The sequence below is a fragment of the Streptomyces sp. NPDC050418 genome, from assembly GCF_044458745.1.
GTDB lineage: Bacteria > Actinomycetota > Actinomycetes > Streptomycetales > Streptomycetaceae > Streptomyces.
Map to the genome: position 1 here is coordinate 46,609 of NZ_JBITIG010000002.1, position 20,232 is coordinate 66,840.

General features: G+C 69.8%; 16 protein-coding genes and 1 pseudogene. 7 read left to right on the forward strand and 10 right to left on the reverse strand.

The annotated features are described in order from the left end of the window. Nucleotides 1–22: 22 nt before the first annotated feature. From ACIBI4_RS04380 to ACIBI4_RS04390, 3 genes are all read right to left on the reverse strand, one after another. The gene (locus ACIBI4_RS04380) at nucleotides 23–982 is read right to left on the reverse strand and encodes a dihydrodipicolinate synthase family protein (protein WP_399202075.1); all 960 of its coding nucleotides are present in this window, start codon (nucleotides 980–982) and stop codon (nucleotides 23–25) included. A 129-nt stretch (nucleotides 983–1,111) separates the two neighbouring features. Continuing rightward, nucleotides 1,112–2,563 (reverse strand): exo-alpha-sialidase, encoded by a 1,452-nt coding sequence (locus ACIBI4_RS04385; protein ID WP_399202076.1) that lies wholly within the window; start codon nucleotides 2,561–2,563, stop codon nucleotides 1,112–1,114. Nucleotides 2,564–2,930: 367 nt separating this feature from the next. Beyond that, on the reverse strand, nucleotides 2,931–3,677 hold the full coding sequence (locus ACIBI4_RS04390) for a FadR/GntR family transcriptional regulator (protein ID WP_399202640.1): 747 nt from the start codon (nucleotides 3,675–3,677) through the stop codon (nucleotides 2,931–2,933). Nucleotides 3,678–3,862: 185 nt separating this feature from the next. Between ACIBI4_RS04390 and ACIBI4_RS04395 the strand changes: the two genes are divergently transcribed. From ACIBI4_RS04395 to ACIBI4_RS04410, 4 genes are all read left to right on the forward strand, one after another. After that, on the forward strand, nucleotides 3,863–5,470 hold the full coding sequence (locus tag ACIBI4_RS04395; protein ID WP_399202077.1) for an ABC transporter substrate-binding protein: 1,608 nt from the start codon (nucleotides 3,863–3,865) through the stop codon (nucleotides 5,468–5,470). 81 nt (nucleotides 5,471–5,551) lie between these two features. Then, the gene (locus ACIBI4_RS04400; RefSeq protein WP_399202078.1) at nucleotides 5,552–6,502 is read left to right on the forward strand and encodes an ABC transporter permease; all 951 of its coding nucleotides are present in this window, start codon (nucleotides 5,552–5,554) and stop codon (nucleotides 6,500–6,502) included. Then, nucleotides 6,502–8,469, forward strand: a complete 1,968-nt coding sequence (locus ACIBI4_RS04405) for a dipeptide/oligopeptide/nickel ABC transporter permease/ATP-binding protein (RefSeq protein ID WP_399202079.1) — start codon at nucleotides 6,502–6,504, stop codon at nucleotides 8,467–8,469. Before ACIBI4_RS04400 ends, ACIBI4_RS04405 begins: the two co-directional genes overlap by 1 nt. Before the next feature lie 47 nt (nucleotides 8,470–8,516). Further along, nucleotides 8,517–9,479: an oligopeptide/dipeptide ABC transporter ATP-binding protein gene (locus tag ACIBI4_RS04410; protein WP_399202641.1), complete on the forward strand. Its 963-nt coding sequence runs from the start codon at nucleotides 8,517–8,519 to the stop codon at nucleotides 9,477–9,479. Nucleotides 9,480–9,571: 92 nt separating this feature from the next. Here the strand turns inward: ACIBI4_RS04410 and ACIBI4_RS04415 are convergent, their stop codons facing one another. After that, nucleotides 9,572–9,757: a discoidin domain-containing protein gene (locus ACIBI4_RS04415; protein ID WP_399202080.1), complete on the reverse strand. Its 186-nt coding sequence runs from the start codon at nucleotides 9,755–9,757 to the stop codon at nucleotides 9,572–9,574. A 62-nt stretch (nucleotides 9,758–9,819) separates the two neighbouring features. Here ACIBI4_RS04415 and ACIBI4_RS04420 point away from each other — a divergent pair, with 62 nt between their 5' ends. After that, nucleotides 9,820–10,416, forward strand: a complete 597-nt coding sequence (locus tag ACIBI4_RS04420; RefSeq protein WP_399202642.1) for an MFS transporter — start codon at nucleotides 9,820–9,822, stop codon at nucleotides 10,414–10,416. A gap of 42 nt (nucleotides 10,417–10,458) precedes the next feature. Here the strand turns inward: ACIBI4_RS04420 and ACIBI4_RS04425 are convergent, their stop codons facing one another. Next, entirely contained in the window at nucleotides 10,459–11,439 is a 981-nt protein-coding gene (locus ACIBI4_RS04425; protein ID WP_399202081.1) for a DUF2804 domain-containing protein, read from the reverse strand. A 121-nt stretch (nucleotides 11,440–11,560) separates the two neighbouring features. On the opposite strand from ACIBI4_RS04425, the gene ACIBI4_RS04430 reads away from it, so the two are divergent. Further along, the gene (locus ACIBI4_RS04430; RefSeq protein ID WP_399202082.1) at nucleotides 11,561–13,600 is read left to right on the forward strand and encodes an ATP-binding protein; all 2,040 of its coding nucleotides are present in this window, start codon (nucleotides 11,561–11,563) and stop codon (nucleotides 13,598–13,600) included. Between the two features lie 110 nt (nucleotides 13,601–13,710). Here the strand turns inward: ACIBI4_RS04430 and ACIBI4_RS04435 are convergent, their stop codons facing one another. The 4 genes and pseudogenes from ACIBI4_RS04435 to ACIBI4_RS04450 all read right to left on the reverse strand — a co-directional run bounded on the left by ACIBI4_RS04435 (nucleotide 13,711) and on the right by ACIBI4_RS04450 (nucleotide 17,516). Beyond that, complete coding sequence (locus tag ACIBI4_RS04435; protein ID WP_399202083.1) at nucleotides 13,711–14,352, reverse strand: fasciclin domain-containing protein; 642 nt, start codon at nucleotides 14,350–14,352, stop codon at nucleotides 13,711–13,713. A gap of 72 nt (nucleotides 14,353–14,424) precedes the next feature. Continuing rightward, nucleotides 14,425–15,581, reverse strand: a pseudogene (locus tag ACIBI4_RS04440) (molybdopterin-dependent oxidoreductase). A 99-nt stretch (nucleotides 15,582–15,680) separates the two neighbouring features. Then, nucleotides 15,681–15,902 carry an anti-sigma factor gene (locus tag ACIBI4_RS04445; RefSeq protein WP_399202084.1) on the reverse strand — a complete coding sequence of 74 codons (222 nt, stop codon included), beginning with the start codon at nucleotides 15,900–15,902 and terminating at the stop codon, nucleotides 15,681–15,683. Nucleotides 15,903–15,920: 18 nt separating this feature from the next. After that, nucleotides 15,921–17,516, reverse strand: a complete 1,596-nt coding sequence (locus ACIBI4_RS04450; protein WP_399202085.1) for a tetratricopeptide repeat protein — start codon at nucleotides 17,514–17,516, stop codon at nucleotides 15,921–15,923. Between the two features lie 860 nt (nucleotides 17,517–18,376). On the opposite strand from ACIBI4_RS04450, the gene ACIBI4_RS04455 reads away from it, so the two are divergent. Next, entirely contained in the window at nucleotides 18,377–19,417 is a 1,041-nt protein-coding gene (locus tag ACIBI4_RS04455) for a substrate-binding domain-containing protein (protein WP_399202086.1), read from the forward strand. A 112-nt stretch (nucleotides 19,418–19,529) separates the two neighbouring features. On the opposite strand, the gene ACIBI4_RS04460 is transcribed toward ACIBI4_RS04455, so the two are convergent. Further along, complete coding sequence (locus ACIBI4_RS04460; RefSeq protein WP_399202643.1) at nucleotides 19,530–20,228, reverse strand: TSUP family transporter; 699 nt, start codon at nucleotides 20,226–20,228, stop codon at nucleotides 19,530–19,532. Nucleotides 20,229–20,232: the final 4 nt, after the last annotated feature.

The window sequence follows — 20,232 nt, forward strand, 5'->3', positions numbered from 1 at the left end:
GCCCGCGTGGTTGCCGACCGGCTCATCGGACGGTGAGCATTCCGGCGGCACGCAGGCGTTCGCGCACCAGCGCGATGGCGTCGTCGCCCAGCTGAACCTGCGGCGCGGCGGTCGTGCCATGGGCGAACACACCGAGCAGCCGCAGGGCGTGCTTGAAGGCTCCGATCGCCGAGGAGTTGCGGCCCATGGTGTCCTGCGGCCCCGCGTCGACCAGGGCGAACAGCTCGACGAGACGCTCCTGTTCCTTGACCGCGGTGTCGAGGTCGCCGCCCCGCACGGCGTCGTACAGGCGTACGTAGCCCGCGGGGTCGACATTGCCGAGACCGGGCACGACGCCGTCGGCTCCCGCCAACAGGGCTGCGTCGACCGTCAGTTCGGAGCCGGTGAGGATACTGAAGGCGGGCGCGGGCCCCTCCGCGCGGCCGTGCCGACCGCCGAGCTCCACGATGAGGCGTCGCAGCGAACCCTCGTCGCCGCTGCTGTCCTTGAGCCCGGCGAGTGTGCCGTCCTCGGCAAGGTCGCGTACAAGTCCGGTGGACAGCTTGCTGTGCACGGACACCGGCAGGTCGTAGGCAAACAGCGGCAGGTCGACGCGCTCGCGCACTGTGCGGAAGTGGCGGGCGATCTCGACCGGGTGGGTGCGGGCATAGAACGGGGCGGTGGCGACAAGTGCGTCGGCGCCCATCGCCCGCGCAGCACGGGCGTGTTCCACGACGCGGGGGGTGGTCATGTCGATGGCGCCGGCCAGGACGGGCACGCGTCCACGAGCTGCCTCGACGACTGCCTCGAGTGCGACAGCACGCTGCCGGTCGGTCAGAAAGGCGACCTCGCTGCTGGAGCCCAGCGCGAACAGTCCGTGCACGCCGCCGTCGACGAGGTGGTCGACGAGCCGGGCGAGCGAGGCCGTGTCGACCTCACCCGCCGCGTCCAGCGGGGTGCAGACAGGCGGCACGACGCCGCACAGGGGCAGGGACGAGGGCATGGTGGCTCCATTTGTACGTGGGTGGTACGGGTTTGTGCGTGAGTGATATGGGCTTATGCGCGGGTGCGCGGATGCGCCCGCGACCGGTGGAAGGGGCCGCCGACGCGGGCGAGCGGCGGCCCCACCGCGCTACGGAGCGGCAACCGTCAAGGTGGCGTCGCCGTACGAGTGCTGCCATCCCCGGACTTCATAGTCGGCGGTCGTCTTGACCTCGCCGGCTGTGGCGTTCGCCGGAACGGTGACCGGCACGCGCACAGTGGCTCCCTGACCGGTCTTGAGCGAGGGGACAGTCACGGCCGGGGCGGTGTATCCCTGTGGCAATCGAAGCGAGACCGAGCCGGCGGGCAGCGTCACGTCGTTCTGGCTGACAACCCGCACGGCGACTTCGGTGGTCGTTCCGGCCTTCAGTGAGCCGGGGGTGACGCTCACCGGGGCGCACACGCCGCCGAGCCACTTCAGGTCGAACGACGAGTAGGTGATGTTCCGGTAGTTGTCACGCTCCCACAGCAGACCCATGCGGGGGTTCGAGCCGGTGCCGGAGCTCAGCGGGGTGAGGGTGGAGTACGCGGCGGAACCCGCCTCGACGGTCTTGCGGATCGGCCAGTTCTCCCCGTTGTCGCAGGACAGGCGGACGGTGAGGTTGCTACGACCGCTGGTGGTCGCGGTGTTGCTGAACATCAGCCAGGACGCACGCGGGTGTGAGGCGGCGACGTCGGGGGCGAAGCGCGTGATCGAGCCGTTGTTGGCGGGGTCGGGCAGCTCGGTGTCCTGCTTGAGCGCCGTGTAGGTGACGCCGCCGTCGTCGGAATAGGCCACCGTGCGATACGGGGCCGAACGATTGTTGAGCATGACGCGGCCGTCGGACAGCTCGACGGTCTTGTTCTCGTCTCCGGGTCCGACCGGTTCGCCCATCTTCCAGGTGGCGCCGTGGTCATCGCTGTAGGCACTCACCGCGTAGTTGGTTCCGCTGTGACGGATGGCGTACTGCTGGATCAGGCGCCCCTTGTATGTCCCGTGGCGCAGTTGGATGCCTTCGCCGGAGGCGGCGAAGATGCCTCCCCACGCGGGGTTCTTGATGTCCGCGGTGATGCGTTCGTGCTGCCAGGTCAGGCCGTCGTCGTCCGAGTAGCTGTAATCGGCCTGCAGCACGTTCGGGTCGCTCTCGTCGCTTCCGGTGGCCGACCCGAAGAAGCCCTGGTTCACGGAGGCCGCGTAGAAGAGGAAGATGCGGCCGGTCTCCCGGTCCACGAGGAAGCTCGGGTCTCCGTAGCCCTTCGGCGCGGCGTCCTTGCGGACGGTGTGCTGCGCCTGCCACGTAGCGCCGCCGTCGGTGCTGCGTCGCAGCACCACGCTGAGGTTGCCGGGCAGATCACCGAGAGTGGGGCGCGCGTCGTACGCGGCCAGCAGTGTGCCCTCCGTGGTGCGGGTGAGGGCAGGAATCCGGTAGTAGGGGGATCCCGTGCCCGCGGTGGCCAGGTCCTGCGAGGTGAGCGTGCCGGCCGTGGCACCGTGGGCGCTGGTCGTGGTGGACACGATGGCGAGCGCAGCGGCGGCCGCCGCCAAGGGAACTCTTCTCCGCATGGACAGTCCTCTTTTCGAGTGTGGTCTGGCGAATCGGGGATCGTGCGGGGCCCGGAACCGGGCAGCAGCCGGGAAGGAACCGAGACACGTCATCGCGCCCGCCGGCCGGTGTGAAACGCAGGGCCGGTGCGCGGTTGTCCGGTGCCCGGTCGTGGCGGCGCGGACGTCGACGTCACCTCCATCAAGTGAGGAGACGTCTGATGTCTGCTGTTGTCGGACCCTAGGCTTGCTCCGCGAGGCGCGTCAAGTGGGCAGGGCACGCGAGACGTTGAGTGCCCCGCCCCGGCCGAATGCGGGCATGCATGAGCCGCGCCCGCCCCTCAGGTGAGGGTCAGGCGCGGCTGCGACCACTGTGCTGCCGGCAGTGTCAGCGGCGGGCGCGCGCCTCCGCGATCCGGCGACGCACGGGGCCGTAGTGCTCGGTCAGGGCAGCCGAGAACTCTGCGGAGTCACGTGCGCGCACGGCATCCACGATGCGCTGGTGATTGGCGACCGTGGCTGCCCCGTGTTCATGCGTCAGCACGTCAAGGTGCGGGGCGACGATGGCGTAGACATCCCAGAACGCCGCGGAGAGCTGACCGATGAGGTCGTTGCCCAGCGGAGCGATCAGGAGCGTATGGAAGGAGCGGTCGGCATCGATGAAACCGGGCCCCTTGCCATCACCCGCCTTGCGCATCATGTCCACGAACCCCTGCAAGCGGTCGGCCTCCTCGTCTCCGAGGTCACGCACCAGCCGCTCGGCCATACCCCTCTCGAACAACTCACGCACGTCGATGAGGTCCGACAGCACCTGGAAGTCGTCGTCCGGGCTGAGCAGCCCCCGAAAGGCCAGGCTCTCCACCAGCGCCGAGAGGCTGAGCCGGCCGACATAGGTGCCGTGCCCATGGCGTACCTCGACGATGTCGAGAGCGGCGAGGATCCTGATCGCCTCGCGCACGCTGGATCGGCTCGCCCCCAGAGCCTCACATAGCGCGGGCTCGGACGGCAGCGGATCACCGGGACGCAGCTTATAGCGCAAGATGTACGACTTGATGCCGTCCACGACCTCCTGCCGGAGCGGCTGACGCGCCACTTTGGGCTCCGGCGCGATCGGACGTGTGGCCCCCTGCCTCATCGCCACCTCTTGACCCCTCTCCTTGACCGGACTACCTTCCCACACTATCAAGGCATCGGACGTCAGACGTCCGATGGTCAATCGGTGAGGTTTCGACCACACTCACCATCCGATCGGCCACTTCCTGGTCATCCTTAGTTGACCTTCAGCCGATCCAGCCACCGCTGTTCAGCCACCCTGTCCGCATGGAGGACCCCTTGCCCTCGCGCAGCGCAGCCGGCGTCGACCGCCGCACCTTCCTGAGATACACGAGTGCCATCGGTGTGACGACCGCGATCACAGCCGGCCTCACCGCTTGCGGGGGCCCCGCCTCCAGCGGTGACGGCTCAGGAGAGTCAGGGGGCGCCTCGGACACCATCGAAGCCGGTCTGTCCTACCCGCTCTCGACGGGCTTCGACCCGATGATCACCTCCGGCGCCACGCCCTACGCCGCGAACATGCACATCTTCGAGGGGCTCGTCGACCTCGACCCGGCCACCCTGGTCGCTCGCCCCGCACTGGCGACAGAGATGCCGAAGAAGATCAACGCGACGACCTACCGGGCCACGCTCCGCAAGGGCGCCACATTCCACGACGGCTCCGACGTGACCGCCGAGGATGTCGTCTTCAGCTTCGAGCGCGTACTCGACCCGGAGAACGCCTCCTTGATGGCCCAGTTCGTGCCGTTCATCGACACCGTCAAGGCAATAGACGCCGGCACCGTCGAGTTCAAGCTGAAGCATTCCTTCGCGCTCTTCCCCTCCCGGATATCCGTCGTCCGCATCGTGCCGAAGAAGATCGCCGGAAAGGATGCCAAGGCCTTCGACGCCAAGCCGGTCGGCTCCGGTCCCTACCGCTTCGTCTCGGCCGTCCGCGAGGACAAGATCGTGATGGAGGCGTACGACAAGTACAACGGCCCGCAGCCCGCCAAGACCAAGAAGATGGTGTGGCGCCTGATGGCCGACCCGTCCGCCCGGGTCAGCGCTCTGCAGTCCGGCCGTGTGCAGGCCATCGAGGACGTCCCCTACATCGACATCAAGGGCATCAGCAGCAAGCACAAGGTCGAGTCGGTCCAGTCCTTCGGGCTGCTGTTCCTGATGTTCAACTGCAAGGACAAGCGGTTCGCCGACAAGCGGGTGCGCCAGGCGCTGCACTACGCCCTGGACACCGAGAAGATCATCAAGACGGCGCTGCTCGGCAACGCCGAACCCGCAATGGGCTACGTCCCGGCGACGCACCCGGACTACCACAAGGCGTCCACCGTCTACGGTCACGACGTCGCCAAGGCGAAGAAGCTGCTCGCAGAGGCCGGGGCACAGAAGCTCTCCTTCACGCTGCTCCTCACCGACACCGGCTGGGTCAAGGACATCGCCCCGCTGATCAAGGAGAGCTGGGCCGCCGTCGGCGTGGACGCCACGCTCGACATCGCCCAGTCCCCCGCCCAGTACGCGAAGGTGGACAAAGGCGACTTCGACGCGCTGGCCGCGCCCGGTGACCCGTCCGTCTTCGGAAACGACGCCGACCTGCTGCTGCGCTGGTTCTACTACGGGTTCTGGCCCGAGAAGCGCTACGGCTGGGCCGGCTCGGCAGCGTACAAGTCGGCCAAGTCCCTGCTCGACCGTGCCGCGAGCACCGCGGACGAGAACAAGCGCAAGGACCTGTGGGGCAAGGTGACCGATCTCGTCGCCGAGGAAGCCGCGCTCTATCCGGTGCTGCACCGCAAGTTGCCGACCGGCTGGGACTCCGGCGCGCTCGCGGGCTTCAAGCCGCTGCCCACAACCGGCCTGTCCTTCATCGGCGTCGGCCGCGCCTGAGCGCAATCCCCCAAGGCCGCCGGGTCCGCCTGCTCCCTGACGCGGGGCGGGCCCGGCCCCTCAATCCCTAGGAACCTCACGATGGTTGCTTTCCTCCGGCTCGCGCTGCGCCGCGTCGCGATGATGCCGGTGATGATCCTCGGCATCGCGCTGCTGGTCTTCGTCGTCCTGCAGTTCTCGCCGGCCGACCCCGCGTACAACGCGCTCGGAGACAGCGCGAGCCCCGAGGCACGTGCGGCGTTCGCCGAGGCCAACGGTCTCGACGACCCGCTGCCGGTGCGGTACGTCACCTTCATCGGCCAACTGCTGCAGGGCGACCTGGGCGTCACAATGCCGCCCAGCCAACCGGTCGTCGACCGGATCATCCTTGCGTTCCCGCTGACGCTCCAGCTCACATTGCTCGGCCTCGCCCTCGCCATCGTGCTCGCGCTGGTCCTCGGCGTCACGAGCGCCGTGTACCGCGACCGCTGGCCCGACCAGGTCTTCCGCGTCGTGTCGATGGCCGGCATCGCCCTGCCGTCGTTCTGGCTCGGCGTGCTCCTGATCCAGCAGTTCGCGCTCAACACACCGCTCTTCCCGACCGGCGGCTACGTCAACCCCTCCGACTCCTTCACCGGTTGGCTGCGCTCACTCGCGCTGCCCGCCATCGCCCTGGCGCTGCCCGTCGCCGCGTCGCTGGCCCGCCTGATCCGTACGTCGATGGTGGCCGAACTGGACCGTGACTACGTGCGCACCGCCAAGGGCAGCGGACTGCCGCCGTTCCTGGTCATCCGGTCCGTGCTGCGCAACGCCCTGGTCACCCCGCTGACCGTGCTCGGGGTCAAGGTCGGCTATCTGCTCAGCGGTGCCGTCGTCATCGAGGCGATCTTCGACCTGCCCGGCATGGGCAAGCTGATCCTCGAAGGCGTCACCGGCGGTGACGTCGCGCTCGTCCAGGGCACCGTGCTCAGCATCGCCATCGCGTTCCTCGTGGTCAACGTCGTCGTCGACCTGCTCTACCTGCTCGTCAACCCGCGTATCAGGACGGTGTGATGCTCGCCCCACGCTCTCTCGCCGAGCGCCTCGCCAGGCCCGGTGCCCGGCTGCGGCGCCTGCCCCTGACCTCCCGGATCGCGCTGGGCGTGCTCCTTGTCGTCGTTCTCGGCGCATTGTTCGCTCCCCTGCTCACCCAGGATCCGCTCGCCACGGGAACCCCGGCCATGCCGCCCGGCGCCGAACACTGGTTCGGCACCGACCGGGCCGGCCGCGACGTCTTTGCTCGCGTGGTGCACGGCGCCCGCTACTCGCTTGTCATCGGTCTCGGCGCCACTCTGCTGGCTCTGGTCATCGGCTCGGTGCTGGGCGCTCTCGCGGCGACCTCGCGCAAGTTCGCGGACGAGTCGGTCATGCGCACCCTCGACGTCGTGATGTCGTTCCCGCCGATCGCGCTCGCAGCCGTCCTGGTCGCCGTGTTCGGACCGAGCGTCCCGGTCATCATCTTCACCATCGCGTTCGTCTACGCGCCGTCTCTCGCCCGCGTTGTGCGCGCCAACGTCCTTGAGCAGTACGGCGAGGACTACGTGGCCGCGGAGCATGTCATCGGCGCGCGCCGGCACTACATCGTGGCCCGGCACGTCGCCATCAACTGCGCCGCCCCTGTGCTGGTGTTCGCGACGGTGATGGTCGCGGACGCGATCATCTTCGAGGCGAGTCTCTCGTTCATCGGCGCCGGTGTGCAGGACCCCGACCCCAGTTGGGGCAGCGTCCTTGCATACGGCCGGCAGATCCTGCTGTCCGGCGGCTGGTGGGCCACCTTCTTCCCCGGCCTGTGCCTGCTGATCACCGTGCTCGCCCTGAACATCCTGTCCGAGGGCATGACCGACGCCACGGCCTCGCCCGACACGAGCCGGACCGGTGGCACCGACGAGGCACAGACGCCCACCGCTGTGGTTGCGGACGAGGACGAGGTCGGCGCCGCCCTCAAGGACCTGGCCGACCGCCTGGCCGACATCGCACCCGCGGTCGCCCCATTGCCGGACGACGCCGACGAACTCCTCGTCGTACGCGATCTGTCGATCCGTTTCCCCGACCGGTACGGCGACACCCGTGTCGTCGACGGCATTTCCTTCACGGTGCGCGAGGGAGAGACCTTGGGCCTGGTCGGCGAGTCCGGCTGCGGCAAGTCCATCACCAGCCTCGCGATCATGGGCCTGCTCGCCCGCAACGCCGAGGCCTCCGGCGAGATCCTGTACCGCGGCCGTGACCTGCTGACGCTGACGCCGAAGCAACGGCGCGCTCTGATGGGTCCTGAGATCGCCATGGTCTACCAGGACGCCATGTCCTCGCTCAACCCGTCGGTCCTGATCGGCACCCAGCTCAAGCGCCTCACCTCACGCGGCGGCACGCGCACCCCCGCCGAACTCCTCGAACTGGTGGGCCTCTCGGCCGAACGCACCCTGCGCAGCTACCCGCACGAGCTCTCGGGAGGCCAGCGCCAGCGCGTCCTGATCGCCATGGCGCTCTCGCGCAGCCCTCGCCTGCTGATCGCGGACGAGCCGACGACGGCGCTCGACGTCACCGTGCAGGCCCAGGTCGTGGAGCTGCTTGTCCAGTTGCGCGACGAGCTCGGCTTCGCCATGGTGCTCGTCTCGCACGACCTCGCCCTCGTCGGCGATCTCGCGCACCGCGTCGCAGTCATGTACGCAGGCCAGGTCGCCGAGGTCGGCAGCACCCGCGCGCTGCTGACCGATCCGGCCCACCACTACAGCCGTGGGCTGCTGAGCTCTGTGGTCTCCCTGGAGGCAGGCTCGCGGCGGCTGCACCAGATCCGCGGCGTGGTGCCCGCGCCCCGGGCCTTCGGCGCGGGCTGCCGGTTCGCCTCCCGCTGCGCCGCGGCCACCGAACTGTGCGCCACCACACCGCCACCGCCAGTGGACCGCGACGGCGCGCACGACCACAGGTTCGCCTGCCACCACCCTGCCGACGCACCGAAGGCGCGACCTCTGGAGGCCACCCGATGACACTGACCCAGGACACACCGGGGACCCGAAAAGCCGCGACGGGCCCTCTGATCCGGCTGGACGGAATCCATGTGCGGCACAAAGCCCGCAGCGGCGGTGTGCTGCGCCGCGACTCCGTGTTCGCCCTCACCGATGTCACGCTGCAGATACAGGCCGGCGAAATCCTCGGTCTGGTCGGCGAGTCGGGGTGCGGAAAGTCCACCCTGGCCCGCGTGGTCACAGGGCTGCAGCGCCCGACCGAAGGGCAGGTCGACTTCCGCGGCAAGGACCTCTGGTCCCTGTCCGGCACCGAACGCCGCACACAGTTCGGACCGTCCGTCGGCGTCGTTTTCCAGGACGCGTCCACCGCGCTCAACCCGCGCCTTTCAGTTCGGCAGATCCTGCGCGATCCGCTGGACGTGCACCGCCGGGGCACACGTGCCGCACGCGAGGCGCGCGTGCGGGAGCTCCTCGACCTGGTCGGACTCCCCGGCCACACCCTCGACGCGCTGCCCGGCCAGCTGTCCGGCGGCCAGCGGCAGCGCGTGGCCATCGCGCGGGCACTCGCCCTGGAGCCCGAACTCATCGTCGCCGACGAGCCCACCAGCGCACTGGACGTCTCGGTGCGCGCCCAGATCCTCAACCTCCTCACGGAACTGCGCGAACGCCTCGGACTCGCCATGGTGTTCATCTCCCACGACGTGCAGACCGTGCGCTATCTCGCCGACCGCATCGCGGTGCTCTACCTGGGCCGGGTGGTCGAGGAGGGCGCGGCGGACGATGTGACGGGCCGCCCGCGTCACCCGTACACCGAGGCGCTCCTGTCGGCGACGCCCAGCCTCCTCGAACGCTCCGACCGCATCGTCCTCCAGGGCCCGATTCCCTCGGCGACCCAGCCACCGGCCGGCTGTCCGTTCCGCACCCGGTGCTGGAAAGCTGACGATGCCTGCGCGACCGTCTTCCCCCCGGAGGATGTGCAGGGCGACGGTCACCGGTGGCATTGCCTGCACCCTCAGCCTGCCGTGGGCTGAGGCTTTCCGGGGGCACCATGAGTGCGGGGCCGCCAGAGGTGTGCGGCGTCGGGTATTTCGCGCCCGACGCCGCACACTCGCTGCGAAGCGTGTCAGGACTCGCGTCCTGCGACATTGAGTTCGGCCGCACCGCCGAACGCATTGCCGGCGTGGGAGGACAGTCCGGTCAGCCGCACATAACGTCCGGGAGCGGCATTGAATTCGATGTTCTGCGGAGTCAGTTGCTCAGTGAGTGAACCTGCGGCAACTTCCTTCCACGTGCTGCCGTCGACGGACACCTCGATGCGGTAGTCCTTGATCCGTCCGTTGCGCGCGTTCTGGCGCTGCGTCGCCCTTCTATCTGACCTCGTTCCTGTTCGGGGTCTTCTTCTTCGGTGTGCAGGCCCCGAACACCACATACTGGGCGGCGGACCCCGCGAAGACCGGTTACGGCTTCGGTCTGGGGGCCCTCTCGCTCGCGCTGATGGCGCTTCCGGGGGCGGTGGGCAGTGTGCTCGGTTCGACGCTCACCGCGCGTATCGCGGGCCGCACCGGGTACCGGCCCGCGGTCATGGGCGCCTTCGCGGTGATCACGCTGTCGTTCGGCTCGTTCGCGCTGCTGCACGACACGTGGTGGCACATGTCGCTGACGTACGCCTTCCTCGGCTTCGCCGTCGGTCTCGCCCTCAGCGCGATGCCCACCGTCATCGTGGAGGCCAGTGACGTGTCGCGCTCCGGGATCGCGACCGCGGTCTACAACAACGTCAAGACGCTCGGCGGCGCCGTGGCCGGTGGTGTGTTCGCCACGGTCCTCGGCTCTCTGCTCACCGAGGACGGGGCCGCGCCGAGCGAGTCGGCCTACGTCACCCTGTGGCTGGTGGCCGGCGCATGCGCCCTGGTCGCGGCAGGGGCCGTCGCCTTGGCCCGCCGGGACGAGACGGTGTCGCACCAGGAGTGAGCGGCAACGGGCGTCGGCCCTGTTCGGTCCGGCGCCCGTTGGTCACCAGCGGTTGCGAGCCTCCTCCGCCCACCCGGTCAGTCCGTCGATGTCCACCCAGGTGCCGTCATCGGTCCGCACCCGTCCCGTGAAATGACCGAAGCACTGGTGCGTCTCGTTGGCCACAAGACCCAGGTTGGTCCGGGCGGCCTTCTCATGGAACGGGTGGAAAAGGGCCTGCACCCCGGGCCCGTCGATACGCCACGGACGCAGCCAGTCCGCGCGGTCGTAGGCCCAGGTCAGCTCATCGCTGATCTTGTGCAGCCGGCCGTCGACGAACAGGGCGTTCTCCGTCGAGCCGGTGCCGTCGGTCCACTTGCCGCCGAACTGGACGGCACGTCCGGGGCCGCAGCCGGCCGCCCAGTTCCAGGTGACGGCGTAAGGCCACCTGCCGCGCCCGTGGTCGAGGACAGCGAAGGAGTCGCTCTCGTCGATCCCGATCCGCTGCGAACCGAGCGTCAGGTGCCCGTGCACGGGCCGCCCGAGGTCCTTCACCGTGTACTGGAAGCGGCGGCGGCTGAAGGGGACGACGACGCCGAGCGATTCATGGCCGTCCGGCAGCGGGACCTCGGCCTCCAGGGCGATCCCGGGGGCGGCGGCACTGATCGTGGTGCCCGCCTCGTGCTGGACGAGTTCGATCGACACCCCGCCGCCCCGGACGACGGCCGTGCCGGCGCCGCTGCGTTCGGGCATCCGCACACCGCGCGCCAGCGGCGTCACCGCGTCCTTGGACACCTCCTGGCCCGTCGCACGGTCGAGGACGTAGACACCGTGCACACCGGCGTAGTCGAGGGAGGAGGCGACCAGGCCGACGATGTGGGAGGGGGTGACAATGCCCCAGTACTCCCAGCGCTTGCCGCGGCCCCAGCCGCGCAGGTTCGCGCGGTGCAGGGGGCGGCGACTCCAGCCGACCGCACCGGGGTTGAGCCGCCCGTCGGGCAGGCACAGGTCGACGGGCGCGGTGATCTCGCGTTCGGCGGTCAAGTCGGCCGCAGCCTTTCGGTTGATCAGGCGGAAGGGGCGGAAGGGTCGGCCGGCAGTCTACGGCGGATCCGGCACCTCGATCGCCGTCCTCGGGACAGTGTGGTCGCCCACACGTCAGACTGTGGTGGTGCAGTTCAAAGGCAGTGAGGAAGACAATCTGTTCGTGGGCCGTTTGCGCGAACTCTCCTGTGTCGATCAGGCACTTCGGGAACACCGGCTCATCACGCTGACCGGCGTCGCCGGCGTGGGAAAATCACGCCTGGCCCGCCATCGCGTGAACCTCGGCCTGCCCGCGGAGCTGGGAGAAGTGTGCTGGGCCGACCTCTGGCAGCTGCAGGATCCCGAACTGCTCGTACCGCTCGTCGCGGACGCCTACGATCTCGCCGACCACACCCCGCGGATGCCCATCGAGGCACTGTCCATGTGGATCGGCGAACGGCCGAAACTGCTGGTGGTGGACTCCTGCGAGCACCCGCTCGAACCCTGTCGCCGCATGGTCGCCGAACTGCTCGGCGCCTGCCCGAACCTGACCGTGCTGGCCACGAGCCGTGAGCCGCTGCGTCTGGAGACGGAGCGCGTGATCCGGGTCGATCCGCTGCCCGGGGCGACGGACGCCATCGAGCTGTTCACCATCCGGGCGACCGAGGCCGGCCTGCGTCTGCAGGCTGTCGGCGACGGGAAGCTGGTCGCCGAGGTGTGCGCTCAACTGGACGGGCTGCCGCTGGCCTTGGAACTTGCCGCCGCGCAGTTGCGCAGTGAGACCATCGAGCAGCTCGGCGCGCGGACGCTGCTCAGCCTGGAAACGCGGGATACGCCTCGGCCGAATGGCCCGCGGCGGCACGGTGCGCTGCGGACGGCGGTGGGCTGGAGCCATGAGCTGTGCACACCGCAAGAGCGGCTGGTGTGGGCCCGGTTGTCGGTGTTGCGCGGGCGATTCGACGAGGACGCGGCCCGCGTAGTCTGCGCGTACCCGCCGCTGTCGCCGACGGACTTGAGTAAGGGACTGGCCGGGCTGGTGACCAAGTCCGTCGTCACGTCCGAGCGCGGCCGCTGCCGCATGCTCGACACCATCCGGGAATACGGCCGGCTCTGGCTCGACGAACTGGGCGAGGCCGAGCAGGCCGCCGACCGGCATGCGACCTATCACTTGGATCTCGTGCGGCAGGCCGAGCACGATTGGGCCGGTCCGGGACAGGCCTCCTGGTATCGCACCGTGTCCGCGCTGCACTCTGATATCTGCGCGGCCGCGGATCATTTGCTCACCTGGCGCCCTGACGACGCGCTGGAGCTTGCCGGGCTGGTCGCCTTCTGGTGGACGTGCAGCGGGCGGCTGCACGAGGCCCAGCGGTATGTGGGCCGCGCGTTGGCCGCGACCGATGTGCGCGGTCCGCTGCGGTGCCAGGGCCAGTGGGCGATGGGCCTCATCCACATCCTGCAGGGAGACTACGCAAACGGTCACACTCATGCGGCGGCGTGCTCGATCGAGGCGGCCGCCACCCCGGACCATCAGGTCGGCATGCTGCGGGCGGCATACCTGCAAGGGCTGAGCCATCTCCTGCAGGGACAGCCCCGCGAGGCGATGGAACGCGTGGACGACGTCCTGGCCGCGGTGCAGGACGGCCGCCAGGACGGCGCCGCCGGGCCCGCGCTCATGTGCCGGCTCGTACGCGCCTTCGCACTCACCGGATCCGGCCAGCTCGACCGGGCACGCCATGAGTCGGAGCTGCTGCGCGACGAGTGCGCCGCGATCGGCGAGCACTGGACACGGTCGTACGCGGAGTACCAACTCTGCGTCATAGGGCTGGTGGAGCAGCGAGCCACACAAGCCGTCGAGCACGCTCGCGCGATGCTCCTCTCGAAACAACGGATCGGCGACAGCTTCGGCATCGCGCTCGGCCTCGACATGCTCGCCGCCGCCCTCGCCGCCACCAAGGACGGCAAGTCCTCCGCCCTCGCGTACGGAGCGGGCGACCGCTACTGGCAGGCTGTCGGTCACCCTCAGCGGGGAACCCCGGACGTCGCGCCGCTGCGCGAGCAGGGCACGCGCGAGGCCCGTGACTTCATCGGGTCCGTCGACTACGAGCGCTGGTACGGGCACGCCGCACGGTCGGAACCCGAGTCGATGCTGGCCTGGGCCGTCACCGGCCGGCTTCCCGCCTGACAGTCCGCGCAGGGAGCGCGGCTGCCGCGGCCCACCACACGGGCGTGCCCGGTCATGGAGCTGGGCAGCTCGGTGACCGGGCACGGTGATGTCTCGACGGTGCTCGGGCGCTACATCTTGGGCATCAGGACGGTGTCGACGATGTAGACGGTGGCGTTGGCGGTGGGGACGTTGCCGCAGACGACCTTGGAGGAGTCGTTGACGGTGTAGTTCTCACCGGAGCCGGAGGTGGTGAGTTTGCTCTTCTCGAGGGTTTCGAAGGAGCCGTTCTCCAGCTGCTGCGGGGTGAGCTTCTCGCCCACCACATGGTAGGTGAGGACCTTGGTGAGCATGGCCTTGTCGGCCAGGACCTTGTCCAGGTCCTCCTTCGGGATCTTGGCGAAGGCGTCGTTGGTGGGCGCGAACACCGTGATGTTCTGGGCGTTGTTCAGGGTATCGACGAGGCCGGCCTTCTTCACCGCGGTGACGAGGGTGGACAGGGCGGGGTTGTTGGACGCGGCAGTGGCGACCGGGTCCTGTGCCATGCCGTCGAAGCTGCCGGCGCCGTCCTTGGGCACGGCGTCACAGGCCGGTCCGAAAGGTCCGGACATGGGGTCCTCGGCGGGCTTCTCCTCGCTCTGGGTGGCGGCGGGTGTCTTGTCGGCGGCCTGGTTGCTGCCCTTGTCGTCGGAGCAGGCGGTGAGCGCGATCGGCAGGACCAGGGCGGCGGTGGCCGCGATGGCGGTGCGGCGAAGGCGGAGGGTGGCATGCATGGTGTTCTCCTCGGGGGGTCGGGCTCGCGGGCGCGAGCCGGGTGTTGTGCGTGGGGGGCAACCGGGGGCGGGTCAGGTCACGTTGACCACCACCGAGTGCCATCCGGACGCGCCATCCGGGATGGTGTGGGTGCGCTTGCTGGTCTGTGGGGTGCCGGTGCCGTCGGTGGCACGGACCTGGAGGGTGTGCGAACCGGATGTGGCGGGCCAGTCCCAGCGCCACTGCCGCCATGTGTCCAGCGGGCCCTCGGCCGCCGGCTCCGCCCGCTGCCACGCGCCTTCGTCGACGCGCACCTCGCCCCTGTCGATCCCCCGGTGCTGGGCCCAGGCGATACCGGCCACGGTGACCTTGCCGGACTTCGGCCGGGCGAAGGGCTTGGGGCTGTCGATCCGGGACTGGGTCTTGATCGGTGCTTTGGGTGCCCAGTCCCGCTGCACCCAGTAGGCGTCGTACGCGTCGAAGGTGGTGAGTTCGATGTCCTTGATCCACTTGCAGGCCGAGACGTAGCCGTACAGGCCCGGTACGAGCATCCGGACCGGGAAGCCGTGGTCGAACGGCAGCGGTTCACCGCTCATGCCGACGGCGAGCATCGCGTCCCGTCCGTCCACGACGGTCTCGACAGGGGTGCCGATGGTCATGCCGTCCACCGAGCGGGCCACGAGCTGGTCGGCGGGACCGCCACGGGAGGGCGGGACCACCCCGGGAGGGCGGGCGCACCCCTGCTTCTTCGAACAGTGCGGCCAGGGGAACGCCGAGCCAGCGCGGAACTGATGTACGGGCCGCCGACTTCGGTGCCGTGCAGGCTGAGCCGCCAGGTGTCGGCGTCGACCTGGGGCACGGTCAGCGCTGTGTCGACGCGGTAGAAGTCGCGGTTCGGTGTGGTGAACGGCGCCACACCGGGCACTTTCAGATCCACGCCGCGTGGCAGAACAGCGTCCACAAGGCCGGCCGAGTCCGGTCGGGACAGCGCCGCTGCCGCGCCGACCACACCGATCACGAGCACACCGGCCGAGGCGACCCGCCGCCGACGCAGCGACAACAGCCCCAGGGCCACGGCGAAGAGCGCGAGAAGGTCGATGACGGCTCCGCCGACCGCGGTGACCGGCCCGGCCGCGGGACGCGCGGCGACGGAGACCAGCTCGGCGACGGCCGGCGCGGCAACGCCGGCAACCAAACCACCGAGTGCGGCCAAGGTGCCGTGCGCGACTGCTCTTGCCCTTGTGTTCACCTAGTTGATTCGTAGCGGTGGGGAGACCCGGCTTGGTCATTCACCCGATCGGACCCTGCGCCACCGCGTACTCGCAGGTCACGCACATACCAAGGGCCGTCAGGCCGGTAGATCCATCAATCCCGGCGGCTCGGTCGTGGGCCGGGTCGAGCCGCCTGCCGGCTCCACCGTGATGCCCACGGCTGTGGCACCGCCGATGCGGCCGTCCAACAGCAGCACCACCCGTTCGACGCCCTCGCCGCTGAGCAGTCCGGCGGACCGCATCGAGGCACCGTCGGCGAACCACATCTGGTCAACCCTGCCGTCCGGCAGGCGGTACACCAGCCCTGGATCGGCGCCTCAGCCAGGCCCGGCACTCAGCACGGCCTCGCAGCGGAGCCGCCGAGGGGCACAGTACTCAGCGACATCGGCGTCGGCGGGACGGATCCGGGCGGCCGACTCGAAGAGGCCTCGCGCTGCGGGCAGTCGGCCGAGCGCCGCCTCTATATCGGCCGCAAGCTCGGCGGCGCAGGCCGCTGCCGTCCGGTTGCCGAATGCAAGGTGGTCCCGCATGGCCCGCTGGGCCCAGCGGGCCGCGGCGGCGCGGTGGCCCTCCCAGCTCAGCAGTTCGGCCTGTGCATAGCAGAGCCAGGCCTCGGCGGATTCGTCACGCGGTGAGTGCACACCTCGCAATGCACGCTCCACCGCCACATGCCCGGACTCCGAGTCCGTACGCACCAGAGCCAGCGCAAGGGCCGCCCGAAAGCCGATGGGCCCGGGGCCCAAGTCCAGTTCTGTGCCCAGCAGTTCGATGGCCTGACGGAACTCCTCCACGGCGCGGTCCGGTTGTCCTTGCCACAGAGCGATTGCGCCGCTCAAGTGAGTGACCAGGGCAAGGCAGTGGTCGTCACCCTCCTGTTCTGCAGCGGAGCGTGCCTGGGCCAGCGCGGTCTCGGCGCCGGTCACCTCTCCGGCAGCCTCCAACTCCAGCCAGGCATTCAGCCACAACACGCGCGCGGGCATCGGCTCGCGGCCGTGCCACTGCTCCATGGCGCTCTGCAGCAGCGCCCGTCCCAGTCTGGCCCGCCCGCACACGGCCCAGACGAACCAGAGGCGCACGAGTATCTCCAGCGCCATCCCGCTCTCGGTCTTCGGTGACAACGGGTTGGTGCGAGGATCCGCGGCAACGGTGAAATCGGCCAACCGACGCAGGGCCAACTCCCTTGCCTCGCGCTGACGGCCCTCGCTCCACCAGATCTCGGCCTGTCGCGCCAGACCGAGACACCACTGCCGGTGACGCAGCACCAGGGCCCATCGCTCGCCGCGAGCGTTCAGCGCCTGGGCACCCACATGCCGCGCCGGACCCGTCATCCGAAGTTCGGCAGCCCGCCGTTCCATGCCGTCACCCCCGGGCGCTCCGCGGCCGGGCACGAGCACGCAGGATCCGATCCGGTCCAGCAGGGCGATGGTGTCGGCCGTCTGCCCGCCCCCCGAGGAACACACCTCGTGGACCGCGTCCACATCGAACTCCCCCTCGAACACCGACATACTCCGCCAGAGCTGCTGCTCACGACGCGAACTGCACGCGTAGGCCCGCTGGGCTGCCCTCACGGCAAGCTCGTCGTGCGGGTCCCGCTCCACCGCTGCGAGATCTTCGGGGCCATGCAGCCGCTCGGCCGCGGCCAACAGCGCTCCAGGAAGGCCGTCGAGACGCGCACAGAGCGCGGCAGCGCGGGCCTTGGTACGGGCATCGGCGCACAGCCAGGGCCCGACGGCGCTACGAAGGACGGCAAGGGCTCCCGACTCGGGCAGCGGAGGCACCACGAGCACCGACTCGCCCGGCAGTCCACTGGGCCGATCCGCGGCGCGCAGGATGGTGAGGCCGGGCAGCTCCTCCAACAGCGAGGCCACGAGATCTGTACCGGCGCCGCCGAGCAGCCCCCAGTCGTCGAGCACGAGGAGCGCTCCCCACCGCCCGCGCAGCGTGTGGCGGAGCCGCACCAGGGTCCCGCGGAGCGCAGGTCCATCGAGGTCCGCCCCCGATTCCCACACCACATCGCGCTGCCCTCGCCTCTTCAGATCCGCTACGGCCTCCCGAACGAGCCGGCTGGTCCCGACACCGGCCGGCCCCACGACGGACACCAGGCGCCAATTCGCCAATCTGATCGGCACTGTGGCCAGCTCACGCTCCCGGCCCACCAACTGCGCTTCCCTCATCTTGCACCTTCACGATCCAAAGCCGGCCTCGGGGCCTGCCACCGCACCTGCCCATATGCGTGCGAAGCGCACGCACCCTGGACGCTCGAGGACCTCTGCCAGATCTTTTCCCGAGGCCAATCCACAGCGTTACTCACGATCAGTGAAACAAGGATGGAAAGCATGATTTAAGCCAGGACGGAGGCTGATCTTCGCTGATGCACGGATTCCATCTGGCTCCCGTCTCCATCCGTCACGAGTACAGCCCGTCACGGATGCAGAACATCCAAGTCAGCTCGCCATAGGTCATCTCCGCCAAGAATTGCGCGGGAGAGCTGTTCCGTGGGCCTGTCCTGAGATCCGTGCGGCTGCGGTCCAGGTCGCGCACCCGCACGCAGGGCGCCCGTGGGCGTGGTGCCGCGTTACAGCCTGGCGTACGCCGACCAGCGCCGGGCCCGATCAGCAACGCCGATGGTTCGACGGCGCCTGTCCCACCCGGCCGTACCGACCCGACCTCGTCGGCGTCGAGGAACTGCACGGCCCGATCCGCTGACCGGCGGGCGGGCGTTCGGCGAAGATGGTCGTGTCAGCCGTTCCGTCAGCCAGGAGTGTCCGCCCAGATGGTTACATCCGCCCCCGGTCCGAGGCCACCGACGATCACGGACGTCGCGCGCGTCGCCGGGGTTTCGCGTACGACGGTGTCGCACGCCCTCAACGGGCTCGGCAAGGTCGACCCCCGGACGCGAGAACGCATCCAGCAGGTCGCGTCGGACCTCGGCTACCGCCCCAACCTCCGGGCACAGCGGCTGCGCCGCGGGCAGGCGAAGGCCATTGCGCTGGCCTCCTCGATGCCGTTCGCCGTGGCGGGCGGGCCGTCCCGGCTCGGCTTCTACATGGAGGTCGCGGCGGCCGCCGCGGAGAGCGCCCTGCTGCACGACTACGCCCTGGTGCTCGTACCGCCCGTACAGTCGGGTTCGGCGCTGTACTCCGTCGACATCGACGGGGCCATCGTGGTCGAACCGGACGTCGGCGATGCGGCAGCGGCTCAACTGCGTGAGCGCGGGCTGCCGTACGTGGCGCTCGGCAGGCCCGTGTCGCCCGGCGAGGAAGCCCCGTACGTCGACCTGCGCGGCGGGCTGGTCGCCGAACTGCTGCTGGGGCATCTGCACGAGCAGGGTGCCCGTCGGCCGGCGCTGATCGTCGGGTCCGGTTCGCGGCACTCCTCCGTCGACGCGCTCGCCTCGTACGAGCGCCTCGCCCAGGAGCACGGCTGGACACCGATCGTGGCCATGGCCCCGGAGTCGGGCGGTGAGCAGGCGGGCTACGAACAGTGTGCGGCGCTGCTCGCCGAGCATCCCGCCGTGGACGCGGTCTGCGCGCTGGTGGATGCCTTCGCGGTGGGCGCGGTGCGGGCCATCCAGGACAGCGGGCGGGCCGTTCCGGACGACGTCATGGTGGTCACCCGCTACGACGGTCTGCGCGCCCGCACCTGCGAGCCACGGCTGACCGCTGTCGACCTGCATCTGGACCGGGCGGCGTCGGACGCGGTGGATCTGCTGCTCGGCCGGCTGCGCGGGGACACCACCACCCCGCTGGTGGCGGTGCCCCCGGAGCCGCGGGTGATCGCCCGGGCGTCATCGCTACGGACCTCACCAGCCTGAGCAGCCGTGGTCACGCCGGATCGTCATCGGATCCGAGGACGATCCGGCGTGACCATGGAGCCGGACTCCGGGTCGGCGCCTGAAGATCGGTCCCGGGGATGATGGCCCGACGTCAGACCCCGAGCATGAGCACCAGCCCGGAGACCAGCGCGAAGACCAGCACGAACAGGCGCATTCTGCGCGTGTCCAGGCGCTGGTGCACCAGGCGGCTGAGCCATGCGCCGACGGCAATCGCCGGCAGGAGCAGAACCACCTGGCCGAGCTCGGTGGCATGTGCCTTCCCCGTGGCGAACAGCAAGGCCAGGGAGGCTACTTCGCCGACCAGGAAGCAGGCGGCAACGGTGGCGCGCAGTTCGGCGGGCGGCCGGTGCTGGTAGACCAGCGCGAGCGGCGGTCCGCCGACGCCTGTGGCGGTCTCGGTCAGACCCGTCACCGCGCCCGCACCGACATAGGCGACCCGGCCGGGCCGGAACGCGGGCGCGGCCAGGCTCACCACCGCAGCGAGCACGGTGGCAGCGCCCACGAAGACGCCGAGGCTGCGTTCCGGGATCAGCCAGAGCAGCGCAAGGCCGGCCGGGGTCGCGGCGAGCCGCGCCCCGGTGATCCAGCCCGCGCCCCGCAGGTCGAGCGAGGCCCGTTCACGCAAGGCCACATACAGGTTCAGCGGAATCATCGACGCCAGGACGAAGACCGGGACCAGGTTCGGGTCGAGGAGCCCGGCGACGGGCGCGACGATCAGTGCGAAGCCGATCCCGCTGCCGCCCTGGACGAACGCGGCCACCGCCACCGTGACGGCGAGGACCGCCAGCATGGCC